We start from the raw sequence: 22,713 nt of genomic DNA on the forward strand, positions 1-22,713 counted from the left end.
CTGTCTCGTTTCGCTCAGAGAGAGGGTAGCTTCGAAGTGTACGAAACGGTTTCGTTCCGCTAGTTGATCTTCGACTGGCGTACCATCCAGCAGGCGCAACTCAGGAGGAGGTCGACCCATGGCACGCAGCCGGCTCACGCCCGAACGCGAGAGCGAGCTGTACACCGCCGTGCTCGATCTGCTCGGCGAGGTCGGCTATGAAGCCCTGACCATGGACGCCGTTGCCGCCCGAACCCGCTCCAGCAAGGCCACCCTCTACCGCCAGTGGGGGAGCAAACCCGAACTCGTCGTCAAGGCGCTCCGGCACAACAAGCCGGTGCAGCTCGGCGAGATCGACACCGGTTCGCTGCGCGGCGACTTCCGCGCCGCGCTCCTGCAGACCGACGACTGCCAGATGGAGAAGAACTCCGCGCTGATGCGGGGACTCGGCCAGGCGGTCCACGGCAACCCCGATCTGCTCCAGGCGCTGCGTGAGCTGATGATCGAGCCGGAACTCACCGGCCTCGGACTGATGCTCAGGCGGGCCGTCGACCGGGGTGAAGTGCGTCCGGACAACCCGGCGCTCTCCTATGTCCCGCACATGATGATCGGTGCCTTCGCCGCTCGTGAGCTGGTCGAGGGCCGCGCCGTCGACCAGGCGTTCCTCACCGACTACGCGGAAGCCGTGGTGTTCCCCGCCCTCGGCGTCTGACGTCCCCGCATTCCCTTCATCCGTACGACCTGACTCCACGACGCTCCACCTGACACGCCGCTCTCGTCGTCGGGCTGGTTCCACACGCCCTCTTCCGCACAACGACCTGACCGGGAGTACATCCTCCGTGGCCACATTCCTGTACAAACTCGGACGGCTCGCCTTCCGGCGCCGCCGTTATGTCGCTCTGATCTGGGTGGCGCTGCTGGCTCTGGCCGGCTTCGGCGCCGCCTCCGCGTCCACCGCCACATCGAGCTCCTTCTCGATCCCCGGCACCGAGGCCCAGCGCGCCTTCGACCTGCTGGAGGAACGCTTCCCCGGCGGCAGCGCCGACGGAGCGACCGCCCGGGTCGTCTTCAAGGCGCCCGAGGGCGAGAAGGTGACCGGGGCGGCCAACAAGGCCGAGATCAAGGGGATCGTCGGCGAGCTGAAGTCCGGCTCGGACCAGATCGCCTCCGTCGCCGACCCGTACACGGCCGAGGCCGTCAGCAGGGACGGCTCGACCGCGTACATCTCCGTCTCCTACAAGGTGAGCTCCATGGAGCTCACCGACGGGACGCGGGAGGCGCTCGAGGACGCCGGGGAGACCGCGCGGGACAGCGGGATGACCGTGGAGATCGGCGGTGACGCGCTCCAGGTGATGCCGGAGACCGGCGCCACCGAGATCATCGGGGTCGCCGTCGCCGCCGTGGTGCTGGTCATCACCTTCGGGTCGCTGATCGCGGCGGGTCTGCCGCTGCTCACCGCGCTGATCGGCGTGGGGATCGGTGTCTCGCTGATCACCGCCCTGGCGAACGTGCTCGACCTGGGCTCCACCACCTCCACGCTCGCGATGATGCTCGGCCTCGCGGTCGGCATCGACTACGCGCTCTTCATCGTCTCCCGCTACCGCGCCGAACTGGCCGAGGGCCGGGAACGCGAGGAAGCCGCCGGCAGGGCCGTCGGGACGGCGGGTTCCGCGGTCGTCTTCGCGGGCCTGACCGTCGTCATCGCCCTCGTGGGCCTCGCGGTCGTCAACATCCCGATGCTGTCGAAGATGGGCTTCGCCGCCGCGGGGACCGTCGCGATCGCCGTGCTCATCGCGCTCACCCTCGTCCCGGCGATGCTGGGCTTCGCGGGCAAGCGGATCATGGGGCGCAAGGCGCGCAAGGCCGCCGAGGCGGAGAACAGCCCCGAGGCGAAGCCGAACATGGGCACCCGCTGGGCGCGGTTCGTGCTGCGCAAGCCCGTGTGGGTGCTGCTGGCCGGTGTCATCGGTCTCGGTGCCGTCGCCGTACCGGCCGCCTCGCTGGAGATGGGCCTGCCGGACGACGGCTCCCAGCCGACGAGCACCACCCAGCGCCAGGCCTACGACCTGCTCTCCGACGGCTTCGGCCCCGGATTCAACGGTCCGCTGCTCGTCGTCGTGGACACGAAGGACAGTGCGGACGGCAGGACTGCGGTGGACCGCGTCTCCCAGGAGATCGAAGGCATCGACCACGTCGCCGCCGTCACCCCGGCCGTCTTCAACAAGGCCGGCGACGCCGCGACCATCACGGTCGTCCCGCGGGACCGGCCGAGCTCCAAGGAGACGGAGGACGTCGTCCACGCCATCCGTGACGCGGGCGCGGACGTCAAGGGCGACACCGGCGCGGAGGTGCTGGTCACCGGCGCCACGGCGATGAACATCGACTTCTCGGAGAAGATGAACGACGCCCTGCTGCCGTACCTGGCGCTCGTGGTCGGGCTGGCCTTCCTCCTGCTGATGGTGGTCTTCCGCTCGCTGCTGGTGCCGCTGAAGGCGGCCCTCGGCTTCCTGCTCTCGGTCGTCGCGGCCCTGGGCGCGGTCGTCGCGGTCTTCCAGTGGGGCTGGCTGGCCTCGCTCTTCGGGGTCGAACAGACCGGACCGATCATGAGCATGATGCCGATCTTCATGGTCGGTGTGGTCTTCGGTCTCGCGATGGACTACGAGGTCTTCCTGGTCACCCGGATGCGTGAGGCGTACGTACACGGGGAGACCCCCGGGCAGGCCGTCGTCACCGGCTTCCGGCACGGGGCGCGGGTCGTCACCGCGGCCGCGGTGATCATGATGGCCGTCTTCGCCGGCTTCATCGGCTCCAGCGAGTCGATGGTGAAGATGATCGGCTTCTCGCTCGCGATCGCCGTCTTCTTCGACGCCTTCGTGGTGCGCATGGCCATCGTGCCGGCGGTGCTCGCCCTGCTCGGCAAGCGGGCCTGGTGGCTGCCGCGCTGGCTGGACCGGGTGCTGCCCAACGTTGACGTGGAGGGCGAGGGCCTGCGCAAGGACCTCGCCGACGGGCCCGCCGAGGGCGGCGGGGAGCGCGAGCTCGTCCGCGTCTGACACATCAGGACCCCGGGGCTCGCTCCCTGAGCGGACGAGCGAGCGTGGCCCCGGAGCGCCGGTCACCTGTGGGGACGGGGGACCGGGGCGGCGATGAGCCCCCGTGCGCGCGGCACGGGGGCTCTTGCCGTGTTCAGGTGCGGGTGGCCGTGGCCGGTGCGGCGGGGGTGGGGGTGGCGGCCGGGGGTGTGGCCGGCGGGCGTGCCGGTGCCGACGCGTGCGTACGCGCCAGGAACCGGATCAGCGGGGCGTTGTCGAACTGGAGGACGGCCACGCCGTCGGTGGCGTGCAGTTCCAGGATCAGCTGGGCCCGGCCGCACGGCCAGACCCGTATGTCCCCACGGCTGACGGGGGTGCGCATCCCGCGCTCCAGGAGGTCGAGGCCGAAGACCCAGTCGACGCCGCCGGGGAGGCGGACGTGGACGGTCCGTGGCTCCTCGGGGTCGTAGCGGAGTTCGACGGGAACACGCCGCGGGTCCGGGCCGTCCGTGATGAGCCGGGCTCGTGCGTCTTCTTTGATCGTGAGGGACATGGCCGGCTCCTCCTGTGTGTTTATCGCTTCCCCTAATGTCCCATATCTTCCCATTTGGGCATGTTGAGGGGTGTATCTAGTTGTCACCTCTGCGCTCTTGCGAACTCTTTGCAACAGGGCCCTATCATTGAGCGGTTCTCGACCCCGCCCGCAGCAACGCCCGAAAGCGGAGCCACTCCATGCATGTACCCGACGGATTCATCAACGCACCCGTCTCCGCCGTCGCGGGCGTCGTCGCCGCAGGCGCGGTCGCCGTCAGCCTCCGTGGCGCCCGGCGCGAACTGGACCAGCGGACGGCACCGCTCGCCGGGCTCGTCGCCGCCTTCATCTTCGCCGTGCAGATGCTGAACTTCCCGGTGGCGGCCGGTACCAGCGGACATCTCCTGGGCGGGGCGCTGGCGGCGATCCTCGTCGGGCCGTACACAGGGGTGCTCTGCATAGCGGTCGTCCTGCTGATGCAGGGTGTCCTCTTCGCCGACGGCGGCCTGACGGCGCTCGGCGTGAACATCACGGTGATGGGCGTCGTCACCACCGTCGTCGCCTACGTGCTCTTCCGCGGCCTGACCCGTGTGCTGCCCCGCACCCGCCGCTCCGCGACCGTCGCGGCCTTCGTGGCCGCGCTGGTCTCCGTGCCGGCGGCGGCCGTCGCCTTCACCGCCGTCTACGCGATCGGCGGGACGACCGACGTCCCCATCGGCAAGGTCCTCACCGCGATGGTCGGCGTCCACGTCCTGATCGGCATCGGGGAGGCCGCCATCACCGCGCTGACCGTCGGCGCCGTGATCGCCGTACGCCCCGACCTGGTGCACGGTGCCCGTGGACTCGCCGCCCCGCTCAAGCTCCGCGTCGACGGTGAACTCGTCGACGCCCCGGCCGCCACGCCCGCGCCCGCCCCGGCCGCCGCACGCTCCACCCGCAAGGTCTGGGCCACCGGCCTGGCCACCGCGCTCGTCCTCGCGGGCTTCGTCTCCTTCTACGCCTCCGCGAACCCCGACGGCCTGGAGAAGGTCGCGGCGGACAAGGGCATCGACGAGAAGGTCCAGGAACACGACACCGCCGATTCCCCCCTCGCCGACTACGGCGTCAAGGACGTCAGCAACGCCCGGATCTCCGGAGGTCTCGCCGGAGTGATCGGCGTCGGGGCGACCGTCGCCGTCGGCAGCGGGGTGTTCTGGGCCGTACGCCGCCGTACGCCGGCGGAGTCCGGCACGCGCACCACCGAGACCGTCTGACATGGGCGCCGGCCACGCGCACAAGCTCTACCGGCACGGGCACTCGCCGGTCCATGAGCTGCCCCCGCACTGCAAACTCGCCGCCGTCCTCTGCTTCGTCGTGGTCGTCGTGTCCACCCCGCGCGAGGCCGTCTGGGCCTTCGCGCTGTACGCCGCGCTGCTCGCCGCCGTCGCCGCGGTGGCCCGCATCCCCGCCGGGTTCCTGCTGAAGCGGCTGGTCATCGAGGTGCCGTTCGTCGCCTTCGCGCTGCTCATGCCGTTCGTCGTGCCCGGCGAGCAGACCGAACTGCTCGGGGTCTCCGTCAGCGTCCCCGGCCTCTGGGGCGCCTGGAACGTCCTCGCCAAGGGCACGCTCGGCGTGGCCGCCTCGGTGCTTCTCGCCTCCACGACCGAGCTGCGCTCCCTGCTGCTCGGCCTCCAGCGGCTCAGGCTGCCCCCGCTGCTCGTCGAGATCGCGTCCTTCATGATCCGGTACGGCGACGTCATCACGGACGAGCTGCGCCGGATGTCCGTCGCCCGCCGCTCCCGGGGCTTCGAGGCGAGCGGCGTACGGCACTGGGGTGTCCTCGCCAAGACGGCCGGCGCCCTGTTCATCCGGTCCTACGAGCGCGGCGAGCGTGTCCACCTCGCGATGGTCAGCCGCGGCTACACCGGCACCATGCCGGTGATCGACGAGGTGACCGCGTCCCGCACCCAGTGGGCGCACGCCGCGGCCCTCCCCGTGCTCGCCCTCGTCGTCTGTCTGCTGGGATGGACCGTATGAGCCTGCCCACCGCCCCCGCACCCTCCCTCGAGGTCAGCGGCCTCGCGTACGCCTACCCCGACGGCCACCAGGCCCTCTTCGGTGTCGACCTGACCGTGGCCCGCGGCGAACGCGTCGCGCTCCTCGGCCCCAACGGCGCGGGCAAGACCACCCTCGTCCTGCACCTCAACGGCATCCTGGAGGCCGGAGCGGGGACCGTCCGGGTCGCCGGCCTGCCCGTGGTGAAGAAGAACCTCGCCGAGATCCGCCGCCGGGTCGGCATCGTCTTCCAGGACCCCGACGACCAGCTCTTCATGCCGACCGTCCGCGAGGACGTCGCCTTCGGCCCGGCCTCGGCCGGACTGCGCGGCCCCGAGCTGGAGGAGCGGGTCATGGGCGCGCTGAAGCGGGTCGGCATGGAGGAGTACGCGACGCGGCCCCCGCACCACCTCTCCTTCGGCCAGCGCCGCCGGGTCGCCGTGGCCACCGTCCTCGCCATGGAGCCGGAGATCCTCGTCCTGGACGAGCCCTCCTCCAACCTGGACCCCGCCTCCCGGCGCGAACTCGCCGACATCCTGCGGTCCCTGGACGTCACCGTGCTGATGGTCACCCACGATCTGCCGTACGCCCTCGAACTCTGCCCGCGCGCCGTCATCCTCAGCGACGGGGTGATCGCCGCCGACGACCGCACGCAGGACCTGCTGTGCGACGACGCGCTCATGCGCGGCCACCGGCTGGAGCTGCCCTTCGGCTTCGACCCGCGTTCCGTGTCCGTTCCGCGTCCGTGAACAGATGGTGACCCGCCCCCCGTTCCACCTGCGGCGGGATGCACCATGGGGGGATGAGCGGGAGCACGGGAGCAGGCGTGGACGTACGAGGCACGGTGGCACCGGGGTTCGAGGCGGTACGGGACGCTTTCGTCCGTAACTTCGAACAACGCGGGGAACGGGGCGCGGCGGTCGCCGTCTACCATCACGGCCGCAAGGTCGTCGATCTGTGGGCCGGCACGAGAGACGTCGACGGCGCCGAACCATGGGCCGTGGACACCGTGCAGATCGTCCGCTCGGCCGGAAAGGGAGTGGCCGCCGCCGTACCGCTGTTGCTGCACCAGCGCGGACAGGTGGACCTGGACGCCCCTGTCGGCACGTACTGGCCGGAGTTCAAGGCGAACGGCAAGGAGCGCGTCCTCGTACGCCACCTCCTCGCCCACCGCGCGGGGCTGGCCGCCCTCGACACGGCGCTGACCCCCGAGGAGGCCGCGGACCAGGTCTCCGGGCCGCAGGCCGTCGCCGCGCAACGGCCCCAGTGGGAACCCGGCACCGACCACGGCTACCACGCCCAGACCTACAGCTGGCTGATCGGCGAACTGGTGCGCAGGGTCACCGGGCGGACCATCGGCCGCTGGATCGCCGAGGAGATCGCACGCCCGCTCGGTCTGGACTTCTGGTTCGGGCTCCCCGAGGACGAGGCGCACCGCATCGGCCGGATCGGCCCCGTCGAGCCGCCGCCCGTCGAAGGCAGCGGCGCGCTCCGCGTGCGCCCCAAACGTTCCGTCGTGGAGGCCTACGGCGACCCGGCCTCGCTCACCCGCCGCGCCTTCGGCGCGATCGACCCCTTCCCCGACGAGAACGCCCCGGCCTACCGCGCCGCCGAACTCCCCGCGTCCAACGGCGTCGCCACCGCGCGGGGCCTGGCCCGCTGCTACGCCGCGATGATCGGCGAGGTCGACGGGCAGCGGCTGTTCGCCCCCGCCACCCTCACCCTGGCCCGCACCGAGGAGTCCGCCGGCCCGGACCGGGTGCTCGTCGTCAGCACCCGCTTCGGCCTCGGCTACATGCTGCACGGTCCCGCCGCCCCGCTCCTCGGCCCCGGGTCCTTCGGACACCCCGGCCGCGGCGGCTCGCTCGGCTTCGCCGACCCCGAATCGGGCATCGCGCTCGGCTATGTGACGAACGGTCTGCAGAAGGGAGTTACCGCCGATCCCCGTGCCCAGGCCCTGGTCAGGGCAGTACGGTCGGCGCTATGACTCCTCCTCGCTTCGACGGGTACGCCGCGCTCCTCACGGGCGCGGGACAGGGCATCGGGGCGGCCACCGCCCGACGGCTGGCCTCCGAGGGCGCGGCCGTCCTCGTCACCGACCTGGACGCCGAGCGCGCCGAGCGCACGGCGGCCGCGATACGCGCCACCGGCGGTACCGCCGAATCCCTCGCCTGCGACGTGGGTGACCGGGCGGCGGTCGAGGCGGCCGTCGCCCACGCCGTCGCCTCCTTCGGCCGGCTCGACGTCCTGGTCAACAACGCCTACGGCAACCACGACGACGCCGCGCTCTTCGAGGACGAGGCCGACGAACCCTGGGCCCGGACCCTCGACATCACCCTGAGCGGGCCCTACCGCTGCTCCCGGGCCGCACTGCCGCACCTGGTCGCCTCGGGCCGGGGCGCCATCGTCAACATCGGTTCCGTCAACGGTGAACAGAGCTTCGGCGGCCACGCGTACAGTGCCGCGAAGGCAGGCCTGGCCAGCCTGACCCGCACCCTCGCCGGCCACGCCGGACCGCGCGGCGTCCGCGTCAACCTCGTCGCCCCCGGCACGATCCGTACGGACGCCTGGGCGGGCCGCGACGCCGAACTGGAGCGGGCCGCCGCCCTCTACCCGCTCGGCCGGATCGGCGAACCGGAGGACATCGCCTCCGCCGTCGCCTTCCTCGCCTCCCGTGACGCGGCCTGGATCACCGGCACGACCCTGCGGGTCGACGGCGGGCTGCTCGCCGTCAACACGGGCTTCCGCAGGGCGATGACGGGCGAGGAGGAAACCGGGTAGCGGGACCGGCGGGCCGCGCTCTACCCTCCACCGATGATCGACCACGGCTTCACCGACAGGACCGGCCGGCGCGTCACGCTGCGCGAGGTGACCGACGACAACTGGCGCGTGGTCGCAGACGTCGCGCCGCTCGACAGCCAGCGCGCCTACGTCCCCGCCCTCGCCGCCCGCTACCTCCTGCTGACGATGCGCGAGGACACCTGGAACTCGCTCGCCGTCCACGCGGACGAACTCCCGCTGGGGCACGTGATGTGGGCCCGGGACGAGGACGGGTCGTACTGGATCGGCGGGATGCTGATCGACGGACCCGAGCAGGGCAGAGGTGTCGGGCGGGCGGCCGTCCGTACGCTCACCGCGTGGCTGGCAGGCAGGGAGGGCTGCGAGGTCGTCCGGCTGTCGTACGACCCCGCCAACACGGGAGCCGCGGCGCTGTACACCTCGCTCGGCTTCCGTCCGAACGGCGCCTTCGAGGACGACGAGGTGGTCGTCGAACTCGTCGCCCCCGCTGTCGGTGCCGTGTGACAGGGTGACGAGCCCGGTACGAAGCGGACTCCGACACGGAAGCACGGGTGGCACCGATGGGTGATTTCTTCCAGCGCGTCGTCGATCTGGAAGTGACGGGCGAGGAGGCCGGACCGCTCGCCGGGCGGATGGTCGACTGGATGGTCGCTGAGGGCATCATCACGCGTGAGATGACCAAGGACGCGATGTACAGCCTGTTCGCCGACCTCGGTCACGAGCCGGGCCCCGACTGGGCGCGGGCGGTGGCCGACGCCTCCGATCCGACGTGGCTCCCCGGCCCCGTCGCGGTCGTCGTCGGCCGCCACCACCATGTCGGCGGCCAGGGCCAGGACGTGGCGGACGCGGCGACCTGTCCCCGGTGCGGAACACGCACGGTCGTCATCGACTATCCGCAGAGCTTCGAGCCGGACGAGGAGGTCTGGCAGCCGTTCAGGGCCGGCATCGAGACGTGGCGCGCGACGGGGCGGGGTGACGTGACCTGTCCCGCCTGCGCCGTTCCCGTGCCGGTCACCGAGTGGGAGTTCGGCCCCGAATTCGACCTCGGGGCCCTCGCCTTCGACTTCTGGGGATGGCCGCCGCTCTCCGTGCGCTTCCTCGCGGAGTTCCGCGCCCGGCTCGGCCACCGCACCGAGGAGCAGTCGGGCAAGTTCTGACGCCCGGAGGGCGCCCCGCGGGAGCGCGGCTCCCGCGTCAACTCGTGTGCAGCATCAGCCTGATGCCGACAGCGTGCCTATCGCCGTGCCGACGATGATCGAGGACGCGCGCAGCGCCGCGAACGGCGGACCGCCGCGACCACCGGAGGGGTCACGCGGTCCGTTCGCGCACGTCCACGAGAGTGCCGCCCGCGAGCTCGATCAGGGTGGCCGGATCGAGCCGGAACACGGCGTGCGGATGACCCGCAGCCGCCCACACCACCGGGTGGCCCAGCAGCGCCCGGTCGGCCAGCACGCGCGTCTTCGTGCGGTGACCGAAGGGCGGCACGCCGCCGATCGCGTATCCGGTGGTCTCCCGGACCATGTCCGCCCGCGCGCGGCCGACCTCGCCCGCCCCCAGCGCGCTCCGTACGAGCTCCACGTCCACCCGCGAGGAGCCGTCCATCAGGACCAGGACAGGTACGCCGTCCGCCTGGAAGATCAGGGACTTCACGATCTGGCTGAGCTCGCAGCCGATCGCGGCGGCGGCCTCGGCGGCGGTGCGCGTGGCATCGGGGAAGCGGCGTACCTCGACCTGGAGGCCGAGCTCCCGCAGGGCCTCGGCGAAACGCGGGTGCGCCTCGGAGGAGGCCGGGACCGGGGTGGTGTCGGAAGTGCTCATGCGCCGCACGCTACTGAACCGGCCGCCGAGCGGGCCACCGAGATGTCGCCGCCTGTGCCGGTCCCACGTACCGCCCCGGCTCCGGGTCAGCCGCTGAGTTCGATCCTCGTACCCGTGTGCCGCTCCTGGGCGGCGTCGATCAGAAGCCTGGCCACGGCCAGGTCCTGGAGGCCGATGCCCACGGAGTCGAAGAGCGTCAGCTCGGCGTCCGAGGTCCGCCCGGGCTTCGTGCCCGCCAGGACCTCGCCCAGCTCGCAGCGGAAGTCGTCCTCGCGGAGCGCGCCTTCGGCGAGCGGTATCAGCACCTCGCCGGACTTCGCGCGGGCCGTGGAGTACGCGTCGACGACGATCCGGCAGCGCACGACGCCTTCCGTGTCGATCTCCCGGTGGTCGGGCCGCGGCGGGGCGCCGACGGCGTTGATGTGCTGGCCCGGGGACAGCCACGCCCCGTGGACGAGCGGCTCCCTCGACGGCGTCAGCGTGCACAGGACGTCCGAGGACTCCGCCACGGCCTGCGGCCCGTCCAGCACGCTCGCCTCCACGCCGAGCTCCTCGGTGACCCAGGCCGCCATCTCCCCGCTGCGGCCGGGGTCGCGTCCCCACAGCACGATCCGCTCGTAGGGGCGGCCCGGGAGCAGGGCGCGGGCGTGGGCCCGGGCGAGCGGCCCGGTGCCGATGAGACCGAGGACCCGGGAGTCCTGCCGGGACAGCGCTCGGGTGGCGACGGCGGTCGCGGCGGCGGTTCTCGCCCGGGTGACCTCCGCCCCGTCGAGGAGCGCCTCGCACGCCCCCGTATCGGCGGACACCGCGAGGACGGCCGAGCGCTGCACCGGCAGCCCCCGTTGGCGGTTGGCGGGGAGGTCGGCCAGCAGTTTCACGGCGGCGAGACCGGCGGGGGCGGAGGCGGAGGCCATCGCCAGGAAGGTGCCGTCCGAGCCGGGAAACGGCATGGCGGGCGGAGGCGGCAGGACGGCCCTGCCCAGGGCGAGGTCCCGGTGGCACTCCTCCACGGTCGCCTCGATGTCGTCGCGCAGGTCCGCGAGCAGGGCCCGGATGTCGGACCGGGTCAGGATCAACGTCATTCGTATGTCCTCAGGGAAGGTGTGCGGGCGGCGGCGGTCGGTCAACTGCCGCGCAGGAAGGGGACGGTCAGCCCCGAAGGCGCACGGCTGCGGCCCACGAGCCCGCTGACGGCCAGCAGCGCGATCACGTACGGGAGCGTCGTCAGCAGCGGCGCCGACAGATGCAGTCCCAGCGCGGGCGCGGCGAACTGGAGGGACTGCGCCACTCCGAAGAAGAGGCAGGCCACGATCGTGGGCCAGGCCCGCCAGCGGCCCGCGATCACCGCGACGACCGCGAGATAGCCGATGCCGCCGGTCATGTTGTCGCTGAAGGCGTGCACCTCCGACAGGGCCAACTGGGCGCCGGCCAGGCCCGACACGGCGCCGGTGAGCAGCACGGCCGCGAAGCGGACGGTCCGCACCGGAAGCCCGCAGCGGTCCGCTGTGGTCGCGTCCTCGCCGATCGCGTCGACGGCGAGGCCCCAGCCGGTACGCCTGCTGAAGCCGAAGGCCAGGGCGGCGGCGATGACGAAGGCGGCGTACCCCAGGGCGGTCTGCTCGAACAGGGCGGGCCCGAGGACGGGGACGGAGTGCAGCCCCGGGATCGCGATCGGGTCGAAGCCCGGCACCGAGTCCGCGGCCCCGTCCCCGAACAGCACCCGTGAGCCGTAGGTGGTCGCGCCGAGTGCGAGGGCGTTCGCCGTGATGCCGGTGACGATCTGATCGGCGCGCAGGACGACGCTGAGCAGCGCCTGCAGGGCCGCGAAGAGCAGTCCCGCGGTCAGCGCGGCGAGCACGCCGACGCCCGCGCTGCCCGAGGCCAGGGCTCCGGCGGCCCCCGCGAAGGCGCCGGTCAGCATCATGCCCTCGACGGAGAGGTTGAGCACGCCGGCACGTTCGCTCAGCAGCTCGCCCGACGACGCCAGCAGGAGGGGCACCGCGAGGCGCACGCCTCCGGAGGCCAGCTCCTCCACGACCGCACTCATGAGCCGCTCCTGTCACGTGTGGTGGTGAACATGGCCGCGGCGACGAACAGCACGAGCAGGCTCTGCACGATCTGTACGGAGGAGGCGGGGACCTCGGCCGCGAGCTGGAGGTTGATGCCGCCGTTGGTGAGGAAGCCGAAGAGGAGCGACACCGCCGCCACGGCGGTCAGTGAGCCCCGGGCGAGCAGCCCCACCACCAGGCCGGAGAAGCCGTAGCCCGAGGAGAAGTGTTCGGCCAGCACATAGGGGGCGATGGCGACGAGGGCCGCGCCAGCCAGCCCCGCGGCGGCGCCGGCGAACGCCAGGCTGCCCGCTTCGAGACGGCCCACGGGCAGTCCCAGCCGGGCGGAGGCGGCGGGCGAGTGCCCGACGGACCGCAGCCGCAGCCCCACGGCCGTGTGCCGCAGCACCAGTCCGGTGAGCACGGCGGCGACGGCCGCGATCACCACGATCGCCGTGGCGGGGGACTCGACGCCGCCGATCAGTGGCAGCCGTGCGCCTTCGGGCAGCGGGGCCGACTGCGGCAGCGTCTCGGACGACGTGACGGGCTGGCGCAGCAGCGCCTCCTCGTGGACCGCGACCGACACGAGCCCCACACCGATGAAGTTGAGCAGCAGGGTGGTGATGACCTCGCTGGTGCCACGTGCGGACCGCAGCCAGGCAGCGACACCGGCCCAGGCGCCGCCCGCGAGGCATCCGGCGGCGAGGACGAGCGGGACCCCGAGCGCGGCGGGGACCCCGGAGGGCAGGGCGGTCCCCACAGCGGCGGCCGCCAGCCCACCCGCGCAGAGCTGGCCCTCGCCGCCCACGTTCACCAGTCCCGCGCGGTGGGCGACGGTGAAGCCGGTGGCGATCAGAGCCAGTACGGCAGCCGAGTTGAGGGAGCTGCCGACGGCGTACGACGATCCGAACATGCCCTCGACGAGGGCGTCCCAGGCGACGGCCGGCTGTGTTCCGGCGCCCATGACGAGCCCGAGACCGGCCAGCCCCGCGAGCATGACCGCGAGCACTCCGACGGCGACGGGATGCCTCAGCGCGGTCACGAGACGCACTCGCGCCGAAGGAGAGGCGGGTGCCGGTGCGGACACCGGGGCCGGGGCTGGGGTGGACAGGTGAAGCGGTGGGGGCGACATGGCGGCTCCTTGCTCCGTACGGGTGTCGAGGCGTGCGACCGGGGCGGGGGCGCCGGTGCGGGAGTTCTGCGGGGGGCGGGCGGGCGCGCCTTCGGGGATCGGCGGTGTGTGCCTGCGGGGTCCGGCGGGCGACGGTTCAGCGCCCGGCCGGCCCCCCGCCGGGGAGGGGCCGGGGTGCGGCCCCGGGGGCCCCGGGGACGGCCAGGGCTGGTGCCCCGGAGGCTGGGCCCTCCTCCCGGGTTCCTGGGTCCGACGGGTGTGCGCCGAGCATCAGGGCGCCGATCCGCTCCCGGGCGTCCGGCTCCGACGGGTCCACGGGGCCCAGCAGCTTCCCCCGGTAGGCCACGGCGATCCGGTCGCACAGCGCGAGGAGTTCGGGCAGTTCGCTGGAGACCACCAGCACCCCCGTCCCCGCGGCGGACGCCTGACGGATGCGGGAGTGCACGGCGCCCACCGCGCCGATGTCCAGTCCGCGGGTCGGCTGCGACGCGGCAAGGCAGACCAGCGGGTCGAGGGCCAGCTCCCGTGCCAGCACCACCTTCTGCTGATTGCCGCCCGACAACGACGACATGAGGGCCCCCGGGCCGTCCGCACGGATGCCGTGCTCCGTGAGCACCGCCTCCGCGGCCCGGGCCATGGACCGCCGGTCGAGGAACGCCCCGTACCGGCGGAAACGGTCGAGCCGGCCGAGGAACAGGTTCTCGGACACCCGGAGGCGGGGCACGCAGCCCTCGTGGAGCCGGTCCTCGGGCACCACGCCCAGGCCCGCCCGGCTCCGCTCGCGCGGCGCGGCACGCGTGACGTCCCGTCCGCCCAGCTCCACCTGACCCGAGCCGGGGGTGAGCGAGCCGCCGAGCAGAGCCATGAGCTCGCTCTGCCCGTTGCCCTCCACCCCGGCGATCCCGACGATCTCCCCGTACCCGACGTCCAGGGAGACCGCGTCGAGGGCGTACGTCCCGTCGGGGCGCCGCACGCTGACGTCATGGAGGCGCAGCGCCTTTCCCGTACGGTCCGGGGCGGAGGTCGTGTCCTCGCCGCCGGGAGCCCCGGTCGACGGTGCCGCCCGGGGGCCGCCGTCGACCGCCAGGCCGATCGTCCCTGCCGTTCCCGCGCCCAGCGACTGTGCGGGCCGGCCGATCATCAGCGGTACCAGCCGCTCCGGCGGGAGTTCGGCCAGCGGCCCGCCGCCGGACACCCGGCCGCCGCGCAGCACCGTCGCCGCGTCACCGGCCCGCGCGGCCTCGCCCAGCTTGTGCGTCACCAGCACCACGGCGTGACCCGCGTCGGCGATCCTGCGGCAGGTCGCGAGCAGCGCGTCCGTCTCGGCGGGCCCGAGGACGCCCGTGGGCTCGTCCAGCACGAGGAGCCGGGGCTCCCGCAGCAGCGCCTTGACGATCTCGGCCCGCTGGCGCACCCCGACGGGCAACTCCGCGACCCGGGCGTCCAGGTCCAGCTCCAGCCCGTACTCCTCACGCACCCGGGCCACCCTCCGGTGCAGGTCACGCAGGCGCAGCAGGCGCAGGTTCTCGCCGACGGTCAGCGTCGGTACGAGGCTGAAGTGCTGGTGCACCATGGCGATTCCGGCGGCGAGGGCGTCGGCGGGTCTGCGGGGGGCGTAGGGCGCGCCGTAGAGCCGGAGGGCACCCTCGTCGGGGACCAGCGAACCGCCGACCATGTGGCACAGGGTCGACTTGCCGGCGCCGTTCTCCCCGAGCACGCAGTGCACGGTGCCGGCCTCGACGACGAGGTCCACGGCGTCCAGGGCGCGCACCGCGCCGAAGGACTTGGTGAGACCGGTGATCTCCAGAGCGGGAGCGATCGCGTTCATCGGGTCGTGATCTCGCCGGCCGTGATCTTCCGCTTCAGCTCGTCGAGCTTCTCGCCCACCGCCGGGTCGGCGGTGTCGCAGAGCACGATGTCGTTGTGCGGCTCCTCGAAGGTCAGCCCGAAGTGGACGGCCTCGGCCTTCCAGTCCCCGGCGACCAGGTGGTCCACCGCGTACTCGATCTCCGCGCCGATGTCCGTCTCCACGTACCCCGCGTACGCCGGGTCGCTTCCGCACGCGTGGGCTATCGGGCCGCCGATGAGGGCCCCGTCGCGCTGGCCGGCGGCCTGGGCGACCCCCTTGTGGCCGAGGTTGAGGACCTGCCCCAGGACGTCCGCGCCGGCGCCGAAGTCGGCCAGCGCCGACTGCTTGGCCTTGGCGACGTCGTTGAAGTCGCCGACGTACTGCGGAGCGAGGACCTTCACACCCGGGTCGGCCGCCTCGGCTCCCCGGCTGAACTCCTCGGCCGCGTTGACGATGGCGGGCAGTTCCGCGCCACCGATGAATCCGACCGTGCCGCGCTTGGAGAGCAGGGCGGAGGCGGCACCGGAGAGGAAGGCGGCCTCGGCCTGCTGTGGGTCGTACAGCGAGAGGTTCGCGAGCGGCTTTCCGTCGGCCGGGCCGCCGATCTCCGCGAACTTCACCTGCGGGAAGCGCGCCGCCACATTGCGCACATCGGCGTCGGTCTGCCCGCCGATGGAGATCACGAGGTCGGAGGTGGTGGCGAAGCGCACCAGCGCCTTCTCGTAGTCGGCCGTGGCCACCTGCTCCACCTTGCTGAACTCCACGGCGCCGCCGTGCTTCTTCGCCGCGCGCTGGTATCCGAGGTACGCCGATCCCATGAAGCCGTCGTCGGAGAGCGAACCGGGGAAGAGCACACCGACCTTGAGCTTGCCGGAGTCTTCCCCGCCCTCGGCCGCGGACGAACCGCCGCAGCCGGTCAGCAGGAGCAGCCCCGAGACGACGGAGGCGGCGACGGCGACGGAGGAGAGGGGAGTTCGGGATGGTGCCACTGGGATGCCTCCAGGAGACGGGGCCCGCGAGCCGGTTAGTGGTATACCGCTATGGCGCCCCAGTTTCCGGGTCGTATGTTGCCGCCGTGTCACCGAGCGGTTAGCAGTAGGCGCCCAGCCGCGTGGTCCGCTTACGGTGGGACCGGCCCGACATCGGAGGAAGAGCCTTGGTGACAGCAGCCCGACCGTCCGACGAGGGGCGCCCCTCGCTGCGCGACCATGCGTACGAGACCCTGCGGCGGCGCATCATCGAGGTCGAACTCCAGCCGGGGGAAAGGCTCGTCGAGCGCGACCTCGCCGCGGAGCTGGAGGTCTCGCGCATCCCGCTGCGGGAGGCTCTGCGCCTCCTGGCGGCCGACGGGCTGGTGGTCCTGGTACCGCACCGGGGGGCCCTGGTCGCGCCCTTCACCCCGAGCGATGTACGTGATCTCTTCGACGTCCGCGAGTCACTGGAGTCCCTGGCGGCCCGGCTGGCGGCGGAGCGGGCGGACGCGGACGGACTGGCGCGGCTGGCGGACGGCCTCGACGCGGCCCGTGCCGCGACCCGGGCGCACGACCGAGCCGCCATCGCCGCGGCCAACGCGGCCTTCCACAGCGACATCGTCGAACTCGCGGCCAACGCGCTGCTCAGCGGGGTGATGCGCCCTCTTGAGGCGCGCATGCACTGGCTCTTCCGCCTGACGGCCCGGCGGGACCCGGACCGGCAGTGCGCGGAGCACGAGCAGATGTACGAAGCCATCGCCGCACGCGACGCGGACCGGGCGGCGCGGCTCGCGCACGAACACGTCGCCGACGGACGGGCCGCCAGCCTCGCCCTCGCGGCGCAGTGGTCGCGGCCGGACATCGACCCGGAGGTGATCGCCGCGCGCAGGCGGCGTGGCCGGGGCGACGCCGGAAAGCAGGCCGGGCCGGCGGCGTGATCCGCCACCGGCCCTGAAGGGATCCGCGTCCGCTACGACCCGGCGCGCAGCACCGCCGCCACCACGGGGCCCGCGGCGTCGCCGCCGTGGCCGCCGGACTGGACGACGGCCGCCGCGGCGAGGTCGTTGCTGAAGCCGGTGAACCAGCTGTTGGACGTGCCCTGTCCGTCGACCTCGGCCGAGCCGGTCTTGGCGCCCTTGTCGCCGCCGACGGTGGCCATGGCCGCCTTGCCGGTGCCCCAGGAGGCGGTGGCCCGCATCATGTCGTTCAGCTGCCGGGTGACGTTCTGCGACAGCGAGCGTGACGCGGTGGCGAGCTGACGGCCGTCCAGGGACTGCGGGACGATCACGGGCTGGTGGAACGTGCCGGTGCGGGCGGTCGCCGTGATGGACGCGATGTTCAGCGCGTTCATCTGGACGGTGCCCTGGCCGATGTACTGGGCCGCCGCCTCGCCACCGGTCTCGTCGGGCACGCTGCCGTCGAATGAGGAGATACCGGACTTCCAGTCGAGCCCGATCCCGAAGACGTCGCGGGCCTCCTTCGGCAGCGCGGAGTCGTCCTTCGTGTCGTCGATCAGCTTGATGAAGGCGGTGTTGCACGAGCGCGCGAAGCTGGTGGTGAAGCTGCTGGAGCCGGGCAGCTCGAAGTGGTCCAGGTTGTGGAACGTACGCCCTTGGTACAGCACTTCCCTGGGGCATTCCGTCGCGCCGTTCGCCGTGACGAGGCCCTTCTCCAGGAGCATCGCGGCGGTCACGATCTTCAGCGTGGAACCGGGCGCCTGCTTGCCCTGCATCGCGGCGTTGAAGCCGGTCGCCGGGTTGTTGGCGACGGCGCGGATCGAACCGGTGGACGGCTTCACGGCCACCACCGACGCCCCGCCGAACTGCTTGACCGCCTTCTCCGCCGCCGCCTGGGCACCCGCGTCGAGCGTCGTCCGCAGCGTGCCCGGCTTCCCCTTGGCCAGGGTCAGCAGCGTGGTGTTCGCCGCGGCCTCGTCCTCGGGCTCGATCCAGGTCTCGATCCCCGGGGAACCGCCCGCCTTGTCGCCGTACTTCTCGCGCAGACTGTCCAGGATCGGCCCGAGCGAGGGGTAGGTCTCCTTGTCGAGCACCTTGCCGTCGTGGTCGACGGCCTCGATCGCCGCCGTCGCGGACTCGCCGGTCCGGAGCGACGCACCCTCGGTGAGCTGCGGGTGGATCACCGTGGGCTGCCAGTCGACCAGCGCCTTCCCGGTGGTCAGGCCCCGCACGACGGTCAGCTCGGAGGCGTACGACCAGGGCTTGGACTTCCCGTCGTAGGAGACGGTCGCCTTCACCGTGTACGGCACCTTCGTGCCGACGGCGGGGCCCGGTGTGATCACCGCCTTCGTGACGTGGGCCTCCTCGGCGTACCCCGCGAGCAGCGGCTCGGCCACCGACTCGTTGTTCGTGAGCTGGGCCGCGGCGGTCGCGTCACCGGACGCCCACGCCTTGAGGAAGCCCTCGGCGGTCTCCTTGATCTCGTCCTTGCCGGGCGGCCCGGTCCGCACCTCCGAGGACGCGGACGCGCTTTCCGTCCCCCCGGCGTCCCCGCCTCCCAGCACCACGTCGTACACGCCGTAACCGACTCCTCCGGCCACGAGTACGAACACCCCGCCGACCATGGCGACCTTCGCCCCACCGCGCATCTGTGCGGCCCCCCTCCCCATGAGTCCCTTCTTGAACGTGTTCAAGAAAGGGCCTTCCTTCGGCACCATACGGGACGGCAGGGGACTACGAGGAGGTTGTTACCGGACCGCGACGCTCTCCCGGAGAGCGCTTTCCGCCATGTTCTACGCAGGCCGGGCAGTTCCGGCGCGCCACCCGGCCCCGGCCCTGACGGCCGGCCACGCGGGAGAAGCGGCGAGCTGAGCGGGTCAGGACCCCTCACCCTGGAGCGGTGGCTTCCTGACAGCCTGCGGGGGCCAGCCCGCGCAGGCCACCAGTGCGCTGCCGTCCTCGGTGAGGAAGAGCAGGGTGGTCCATGACCGGTCGACGGCATCGATGAGCCCCGTGCGCACGGGGCGGCCCTGTTCGCGGACGAGCCGAACCGCTCGTTCCAGGCCGAGAGGTTCGAGTCCGTGCCTGCGCATGCGCCGAAGCCGGAGCCCGAAGACTCCGGTATGCACGACGGCGGGTTGTGCCGTGTCTCCCACCCAGTAGGTGGCGCCGGCGCGGAGAGTGGCCAGAGCTCTCGACGACGCCTCGTCGTCACCGGCCAGCAGCGATTCCAGCACGTGCCGTTCCATGATCACCCCCGCATGCCCGCCGCCGCTACACCCAGGTGTCCAGCCACATCCGGTCGCGCCAGGAGGTGTCCGGGATCGACGTGCCCGTGTAGATCGGCCAGAAGTAGACGAAGTTCCAGACGATCAGCAGTACCAGCACACCCGCCGCGATCGCCCCCAGGGTGCGTCTGCGTTCGCCCGCGGCGTCGTCCTTCTCCGGGCCCTGACCGTGCCCGGTGCCGGTTCCCGGGCCCAGCAGTGCGCCGATCATCATCGTGACCGCCAGGCACAGGAACGGGACGAACACGACCGCGTAGAAGAGGAAGATCGTGCGCTCCTGGTAGAAGAACCAGGGCACCCAGCCCGCCGCCACACCGCACGCGATCGCCCCCGCCCGCCAGTCGCGCCGGAAGAACCAGCGCCACAGCACGTACAGCAGCGCCACGCACGCCGCCCACCAGAGCAGCGGCGTACCGAGCGCCAGGACCTCGCGGGCGCACTTGCCGGTCGCGGAGCCGGCGCAGCCCGTCTGCTCCTCGTAGAAGTAGGAGACCGGGCGGCCCAGGACGATCCAGCTCCACGGGTTGGACTGGTAGGTGTGCCCGGAGGTCAGGCCGACGTGGAATTCGTAGACCTGGTTCTCGTAGTGCCACAGGCTGCGCAGCCAGTCCGGCAGCCAGGTCCAGCTGCCGCCCTTGCCGTCGGTGGTGGCCCAGTTGCGGTAGTAGCCCCTGTCCGTGACGATCCAGCCGGTCCACGAGACGATGTACGTGCCGATCGCGACCGGCACCGTGGACACGAACGCGGGCAGCAGGTCACGCAGGACCACCGCCCGGTAGGGCTGTACGGCGCCGGCCGTGCGCCGCGCGCCGACGTCCCAGAGCACCGCCATCACACCGAACGCGGCCAGGATGTAGAGGCCGTTCCACTTCGTGGCGAAGGCCAGGCCGAGCATGAGGCCGGCCGCGATCCGCCAGGGCCGCCAGCCGAGACGGAGCGTTTCGGCGGTGTGGGCGTCCGGCCGCAGGAGACCCTCCTCGTCGACCGGCAGGGCGGCGGCCAGCTTGCGGCGGGCCCAGTCGCGGTCGATGAGGAGGCAGCCGAAGGCCGCGAGCACGAAGAACATCAGCACCAGGTCGAGCAGCGCCGTGCGGCTCATCACGAAGTGCAGCCCGTCGACGGCCAGCAAGGTGCCCGCCAGACAGCCCAGGAAGGTCGAGCGGAACAGCCTGCGGCCGATCCGGCACAGCATCAGGACCGAGACGGTGCCGAGCAGCGCCACCATGAAGCGCCAGCCGAACGGGGTGAACCCGAAGAGCTGCTCACCGATGCCGATGACCCACTTGCCGACCGGCGGATGGACGACGTAACCCGGGTCCACCGGGACGTCCACCGACGACCAGTCCTTGAGGATCTGCTTGTCGATGTCCTTCGGCCAGGAGCCCTCGTACCCCTGGTTGACCAGCGCCCAGGCGTCCTTGGCGTAGTACGTCTCGTCGAATATCACCGCCTTCGGGCTGCCCAGGTTCCAGAACCGCAGCACCCCGGCGACCAGGGCCACCAGCAGCGGGCCGCCCCAGGCCGCCCAGCGCTCCAGGCGGCCGGCGAGCACCGGCGGCACGGCGAGTACGTTCCAGAACTGGCGGCCCGGCCGGGTGTACGGCGGGATCAGGCGCTCGCGCAGTCCCGCCTCGGGCCGTGGGGAATGGCCGAAGCGGCGCAGTCGCAGCTGCCAGGAATGCGGCTGGTCGCCGGTGTGATCCCCGGCGTCGGTGCCCTGCTGGGCCTCGGGCGCAGTACTCGTCACCGTGCCATCGTAGGGAACGCATCTGTGCGAGGGGTGCCGTCCGTGCTGGGAGGATGGCCGATGTGACTGGAACGACTGGAACGCTCGTACTCGCAGGGACCCCCATCGGCGACGTGGCGGACGCCCCGCCACGGCTCGCCGCCGAGCTGGAGACGGCCGATGTGGTGGCCGCCGAGGACACCCGGCGGCTGCGCAGGCTCACCCAGGCGCTGGGCATCCATACGACGGGACGTGTCGTCTCCTACTTCGAGGGGAACGAGTCCGCGCGTACGCCCGAGCTGGTCGAGGCGCTGGCCGGCGGCGCGCGTGTCCTGCTCGTCACCGACGCGGGGATGCCGTCCGTGTCCGACCCCGGCTACCGGCTCGTCGCCGCGGCCGTGGAGCGGGACATCAAGGTCACCGCGGTGCCGGGACCCTCCGCCGTGCTGACCGCGCTGGCCCTGTCCGCGTTGCCCGTGGACCGTTTCTGCTTCGAGGGCTTCCTGCCGCGCAAGGCGGGCGAGCGCCTCGGGAAGCTGCGCGAGGTCGCGGACGAGCGCCGCACGATGGTCTTCTTCGAGGCGCCCCACCGGCTGGACGACACCCTCGCCGCGATGGCCGAGGTGTTCGGCGCGGACCGCAGGGCCGCCGTGTGCCGGGAGCTGACCAAGACGTACGAGGAAGTGAAGCGCGGCCCGCTCGGCGACCTCGCCCTCTGGGCGGCCGAAGGCGTGCGCGGCGAGATCACCGTCGTGGTCGAGGGCGCCACGGACACCGGGAACGAAGGACTGGACGCCGCCGAGCTGGTGCGCAGGGTCCAGGTGCGCGAGGAGGCGGGGGAGAGGCGCAAGGAGGCCATCGCGGCGGTGGCCGCCGAGGCGGGGCTGCCCAAGCGCGAGGTCTTCGATGCGGTGGTCGCGGCAAAGAACGCGGCTCGGACCGGCCAGGAACAGGGCAAAGGACTAGCCTGAAATGTAAAGCCCGAGCCGCGAACCGGGCCCTTCGGCCACGGATCGGCCAAAAGCGTTCCAACACTCGGCAGACCTGGTGCTTCGCCGCCGGTGAGGGCGTCCACTTGAGGGTGGAACGCACCGTCCGGAGTGCTCGTCCGGAGTGCTTGTCCATCGGACAAGAGGAGCAGGCATGAGTGAGATCGCAGCGACCACCGTGCACGAGGCGTACGCCTTCGCGTGCATGCGGTGCGGGTACGGCTGGGAGCAGGCCTACGAGATAGAACACCACGTCGACCACTCGGGCCACGCCTTCGTGGTCTACAAGGCGGACGGGCAGCGCGTGCCCTCACCGCTGTCCACCCCCACCTGCGCGAAGTGCGGCAGCCATGTCGTCCGGATCATGCGGGCGGGCCGGGTCTCCATGGTCCAGCAACTGCTCCGGCCCCAGCAGACCGTACGCCCGGAGAAGCCCGGCGAGCAGACGGCGGCCGAGGAGATGGCCGTCGCGGCGGTGCGCGCCCCCGGACCCGAAGGACACCACTGGCACCTGTCCGACCTGCTCCGTCCCTTCCACCGGCGGTGAGCGCGGGGCTCAC

General features: G+C 72.3%; 22 protein-coding genes. 12 read left to right on the plus strand and 10 right to left on the minus strand.

The window, feature by feature from the left end; genetic code table 11:
- The first annotated feature begins 118 nt into the window (after nucleotides 1-118).
- Nucleotides 119-691, plus strand: coding sequence for a TetR/AcrR family transcriptional regulator (locus ABZY45_RS22245; protein WP_356742288.1), 573 nt, complete (start codon nucleotides 119-121; stop codon nucleotides 689-691).
- A 127-nt stretch (nucleotides 692-818) separates the two neighbouring features.
- Nucleotides 819-3,032, plus strand: coding sequence for an MMPL family transporter (locus ABZY45_RS22250; protein ID WP_356742290.1), 2,214 nt, complete (start codon nucleotides 819-821; stop codon nucleotides 3,030-3,032).
- Between the two features lie 133 nt (nucleotides 3,033-3,165).
- Here the strand turns inward: ABZY45_RS22250 and ABZY45_RS22255 are convergent, their stop codons facing one another.
- Nucleotides 3,166-3,564 (minus strand): SsgA family sporulation/cell division regulator, encoded by a 399-nt coding sequence (locus ABZY45_RS22255; protein ID WP_356742291.1) that lies wholly within the window; start codon nucleotides 3,562-3,564, stop codon nucleotides 3,166-3,168.
- A 179-nt stretch (nucleotides 3,565-3,743) separates the two neighbouring features.
- Between ABZY45_RS22255 and ABZY45_RS22260 the strand changes: the two genes are divergently transcribed.
- The 7 genes from ABZY45_RS22260 to ABZY45_RS22290 all read left to right on the plus strand — a co-directional run bounded on the left by ABZY45_RS22260 (nucleotide 3,744) and on the right by ABZY45_RS22290 (nucleotide 9,533).
- Nucleotides 3,744-4,796 carry an energy-coupling factor ABC transporter permease gene (locus ABZY45_RS22260; protein ID WP_356742292.1) on the plus strand — a complete coding sequence of 351 codons (1,053 nt, stop codon included), beginning with the start codon at nucleotides 3,744-3,746 and terminating at the stop codon, nucleotides 4,794-4,796.
- Nucleotide 4,797: 1 nt separating this feature from the next.
- Nucleotides 4,798-5,559 (plus strand): cobalt ECF transporter T component CbiQ, encoded by a 762-nt coding sequence (cbiQ, locus tag ABZY45_RS22265; RefSeq protein WP_356742294.1) that lies wholly within the window; start codon nucleotides 4,798-4,800, stop codon nucleotides 5,557-5,559.
- Nucleotides 5,556-6,326, plus strand: a complete 771-nt coding sequence (locus tag ABZY45_RS22270; protein ID WP_356742295.1) for an ABC transporter ATP-binding protein — start codon at nucleotides 5,556-5,558, stop codon at nucleotides 6,324-6,326. The genes cbiQ and ABZY45_RS22270 overlap by 4 nt, the downstream gene beginning before the upstream one ends.
- A 77-nt stretch (nucleotides 6,327-6,403) precedes the next feature.
- A complete protein-coding gene (locus ABZY45_RS22275; RefSeq protein WP_356742520.1) occupies nucleotides 6,404-7,564 on the plus strand; it encodes a serine hydrolase domain-containing protein in 1,161 nt (386 codons plus the stop codon).
- Nucleotides 7,561-8,358: an SDR family NAD(P)-dependent oxidoreductase gene (locus ABZY45_RS22280; protein WP_356742297.1), complete on the plus strand. Its 798-nt coding sequence runs from the start codon at nucleotides 7,561-7,563 to the stop codon at nucleotides 8,356-8,358. Before ABZY45_RS22275 ends, ABZY45_RS22280 begins: the two co-directional genes overlap by 4 nt.
- A gap of 33 nt (nucleotides 8,359-8,391) precedes the next feature.
- Complete coding sequence (locus tag ABZY45_RS22285) at nucleotides 8,392-8,880, plus strand: GNAT family N-acetyltransferase (RefSeq protein ID WP_356742299.1); 489 nt, start codon at nucleotides 8,392-8,394, stop codon at nucleotides 8,878-8,880.
- Nucleotides 8,881-8,936: 56 nt separating this feature from the next.
- A complete protein-coding gene (locus ABZY45_RS22290) occupies nucleotides 8,937-9,533 on the plus strand; it encodes a hypothetical protein (RefSeq protein ID WP_356742301.1) in 597 nt (198 codons plus the stop codon).
- 151 nt (nucleotides 9,534-9,684) lie between these two features.
- On the opposite strand, the gene ABZY45_RS22295 is transcribed toward ABZY45_RS22290, so the two are convergent.
- The 6 genes from ABZY45_RS22295 to ABZY45_RS22320 form a co-directional block, all read right to left on the minus strand.
- Nucleotides 9,685-10,194: a YbaK/EbsC family protein gene (locus ABZY45_RS22295; RefSeq protein ID WP_356742302.1), complete on the minus strand. Its 510-nt coding sequence runs from the start codon at nucleotides 10,192-10,194 to the stop codon at nucleotides 9,685-9,687.
- 86 nt (nucleotides 10,195-10,280) lie between these two features.
- Complete coding sequence (locus tag ABZY45_RS22300; protein WP_356742303.1) at nucleotides 10,281-11,276, minus strand: ornithine cyclodeaminase family protein; 996 nt, start codon at nucleotides 11,274-11,276, stop codon at nucleotides 10,281-10,283.
- Between the two features lie 41 nt (nucleotides 11,277-11,317).
- Nucleotides 11,318-12,241: an ABC transporter permease gene (locus tag ABZY45_RS22305; RefSeq protein WP_356742305.1), complete on the minus strand. Its 924-nt coding sequence runs from the start codon at nucleotides 12,239-12,241 to the stop codon at nucleotides 11,318-11,320.
- Nucleotides 12,238-13,284 carry an ABC transporter permease gene (locus ABZY45_RS22310; RefSeq protein WP_356742306.1) on the minus strand — a complete coding sequence of 349 codons (1,047 nt, stop codon included), beginning with the start codon at nucleotides 13,282-13,284 and terminating at the stop codon, nucleotides 12,238-12,240. The genes ABZY45_RS22305 and ABZY45_RS22310 overlap by 4 nt, the downstream gene beginning before the upstream one ends.
- Before the next feature lie 226 nt (nucleotides 13,285-13,510).
- Nucleotides 13,511-15,202 carry an ABC transporter ATP-binding protein gene (locus tag ABZY45_RS22315; protein WP_356742308.1) on the minus strand — a complete coding sequence of 564 codons (1,692 nt, stop codon included), beginning with the start codon at nucleotides 15,200-15,202 and terminating at the stop codon, nucleotides 13,511-13,513.
- A complete protein-coding gene (locus ABZY45_RS22320; protein WP_356742310.1) occupies nucleotides 15,199-16,212 on the minus strand; it encodes a BMP family protein in 1,014 nt (337 codons plus the stop codon). The genes ABZY45_RS22315 and ABZY45_RS22320 overlap by 4 nt, the downstream gene beginning before the upstream one ends.
- Nucleotides 16,213-16,382: 170 nt before the next feature.
- Here ABZY45_RS22320 and ABZY45_RS22325 point away from each other — a divergent pair, with 170 nt between their 5' ends.
- Nucleotides 16,383-17,132 carry a GntR family transcriptional regulator gene (locus ABZY45_RS22325; RefSeq protein WP_356742311.1) on the plus strand — a complete coding sequence of 250 codons (750 nt, stop codon included), beginning with the start codon at nucleotides 16,383-16,385 and terminating at the stop codon, nucleotides 17,130-17,132.
- Nucleotides 17,133-17,164: 32 nt separating this feature from the next.
- Here the strand turns inward: ABZY45_RS22325 and ABZY45_RS22330 are convergent, their stop codons facing one another.
- The 3 genes from ABZY45_RS22330 to ABZY45_RS22340 form a co-directional block, all read right to left on the minus strand.
- Entirely contained in the window at nucleotides 17,165-18,799 is a 1,635-nt protein-coding gene (locus ABZY45_RS22330; protein ID WP_356742522.1) for a penicillin-binding transpeptidase domain-containing protein, read from the minus strand.
- 228 nt (nucleotides 18,800-19,027) lie between these two features.
- Nucleotides 19,028-19,399 (minus strand): hypothetical protein, encoded by a 372-nt coding sequence (locus ABZY45_RS22335; protein ID WP_356742313.1) that lies wholly within the window; start codon nucleotides 19,397-19,399, stop codon nucleotides 19,028-19,030.
- Between the two features lie 25 nt (nucleotides 19,400-19,424).
- On the minus strand, nucleotides 19,425-21,185 hold the full coding sequence (locus ABZY45_RS22340; RefSeq protein ID WP_356742315.1) for a phospholipid carrier-dependent glycosyltransferase: 1,761 nt from the start codon (nucleotides 21,183-21,185) through the stop codon (nucleotides 19,425-19,427).
- A 53-nt stretch (nucleotides 21,186-21,238) separates the two neighbouring features.
- Between ABZY45_RS22340 and rsmI the strand changes: the two genes are divergently transcribed.
- Nucleotides 21,239-22,135 (plus strand): 16S rRNA (cytidine(1402)-2'-O)-methyltransferase, encoded by an 897-nt coding sequence (gene rsmI / locus ABZY45_RS22345; protein ID WP_356742317.1) that lies wholly within the window; start codon nucleotides 21,239-21,241, stop codon nucleotides 22,133-22,135.
- Between the two features lie 172 nt (nucleotides 22,136-22,307).
- On the plus strand, nucleotides 22,308-22,700 hold the full coding sequence (locus ABZY45_RS22350) for a hypothetical protein (protein ID WP_356742319.1): 393 nt from the start codon (nucleotides 22,308-22,310) through the stop codon (nucleotides 22,698-22,700).
- The last annotated feature ends 13 nt before the right edge of the window (nucleotides 22,701-22,713 follow it).

It is taken from the genome of Streptomyces sp. NPDC006516 (assembly GCF_040611875.1).
In the GTDB taxonomy this organism is placed as follows: Bacteria; Actinomycetota; Actinomycetes; order Streptomycetales; family Streptomycetaceae; genus Streptomyces.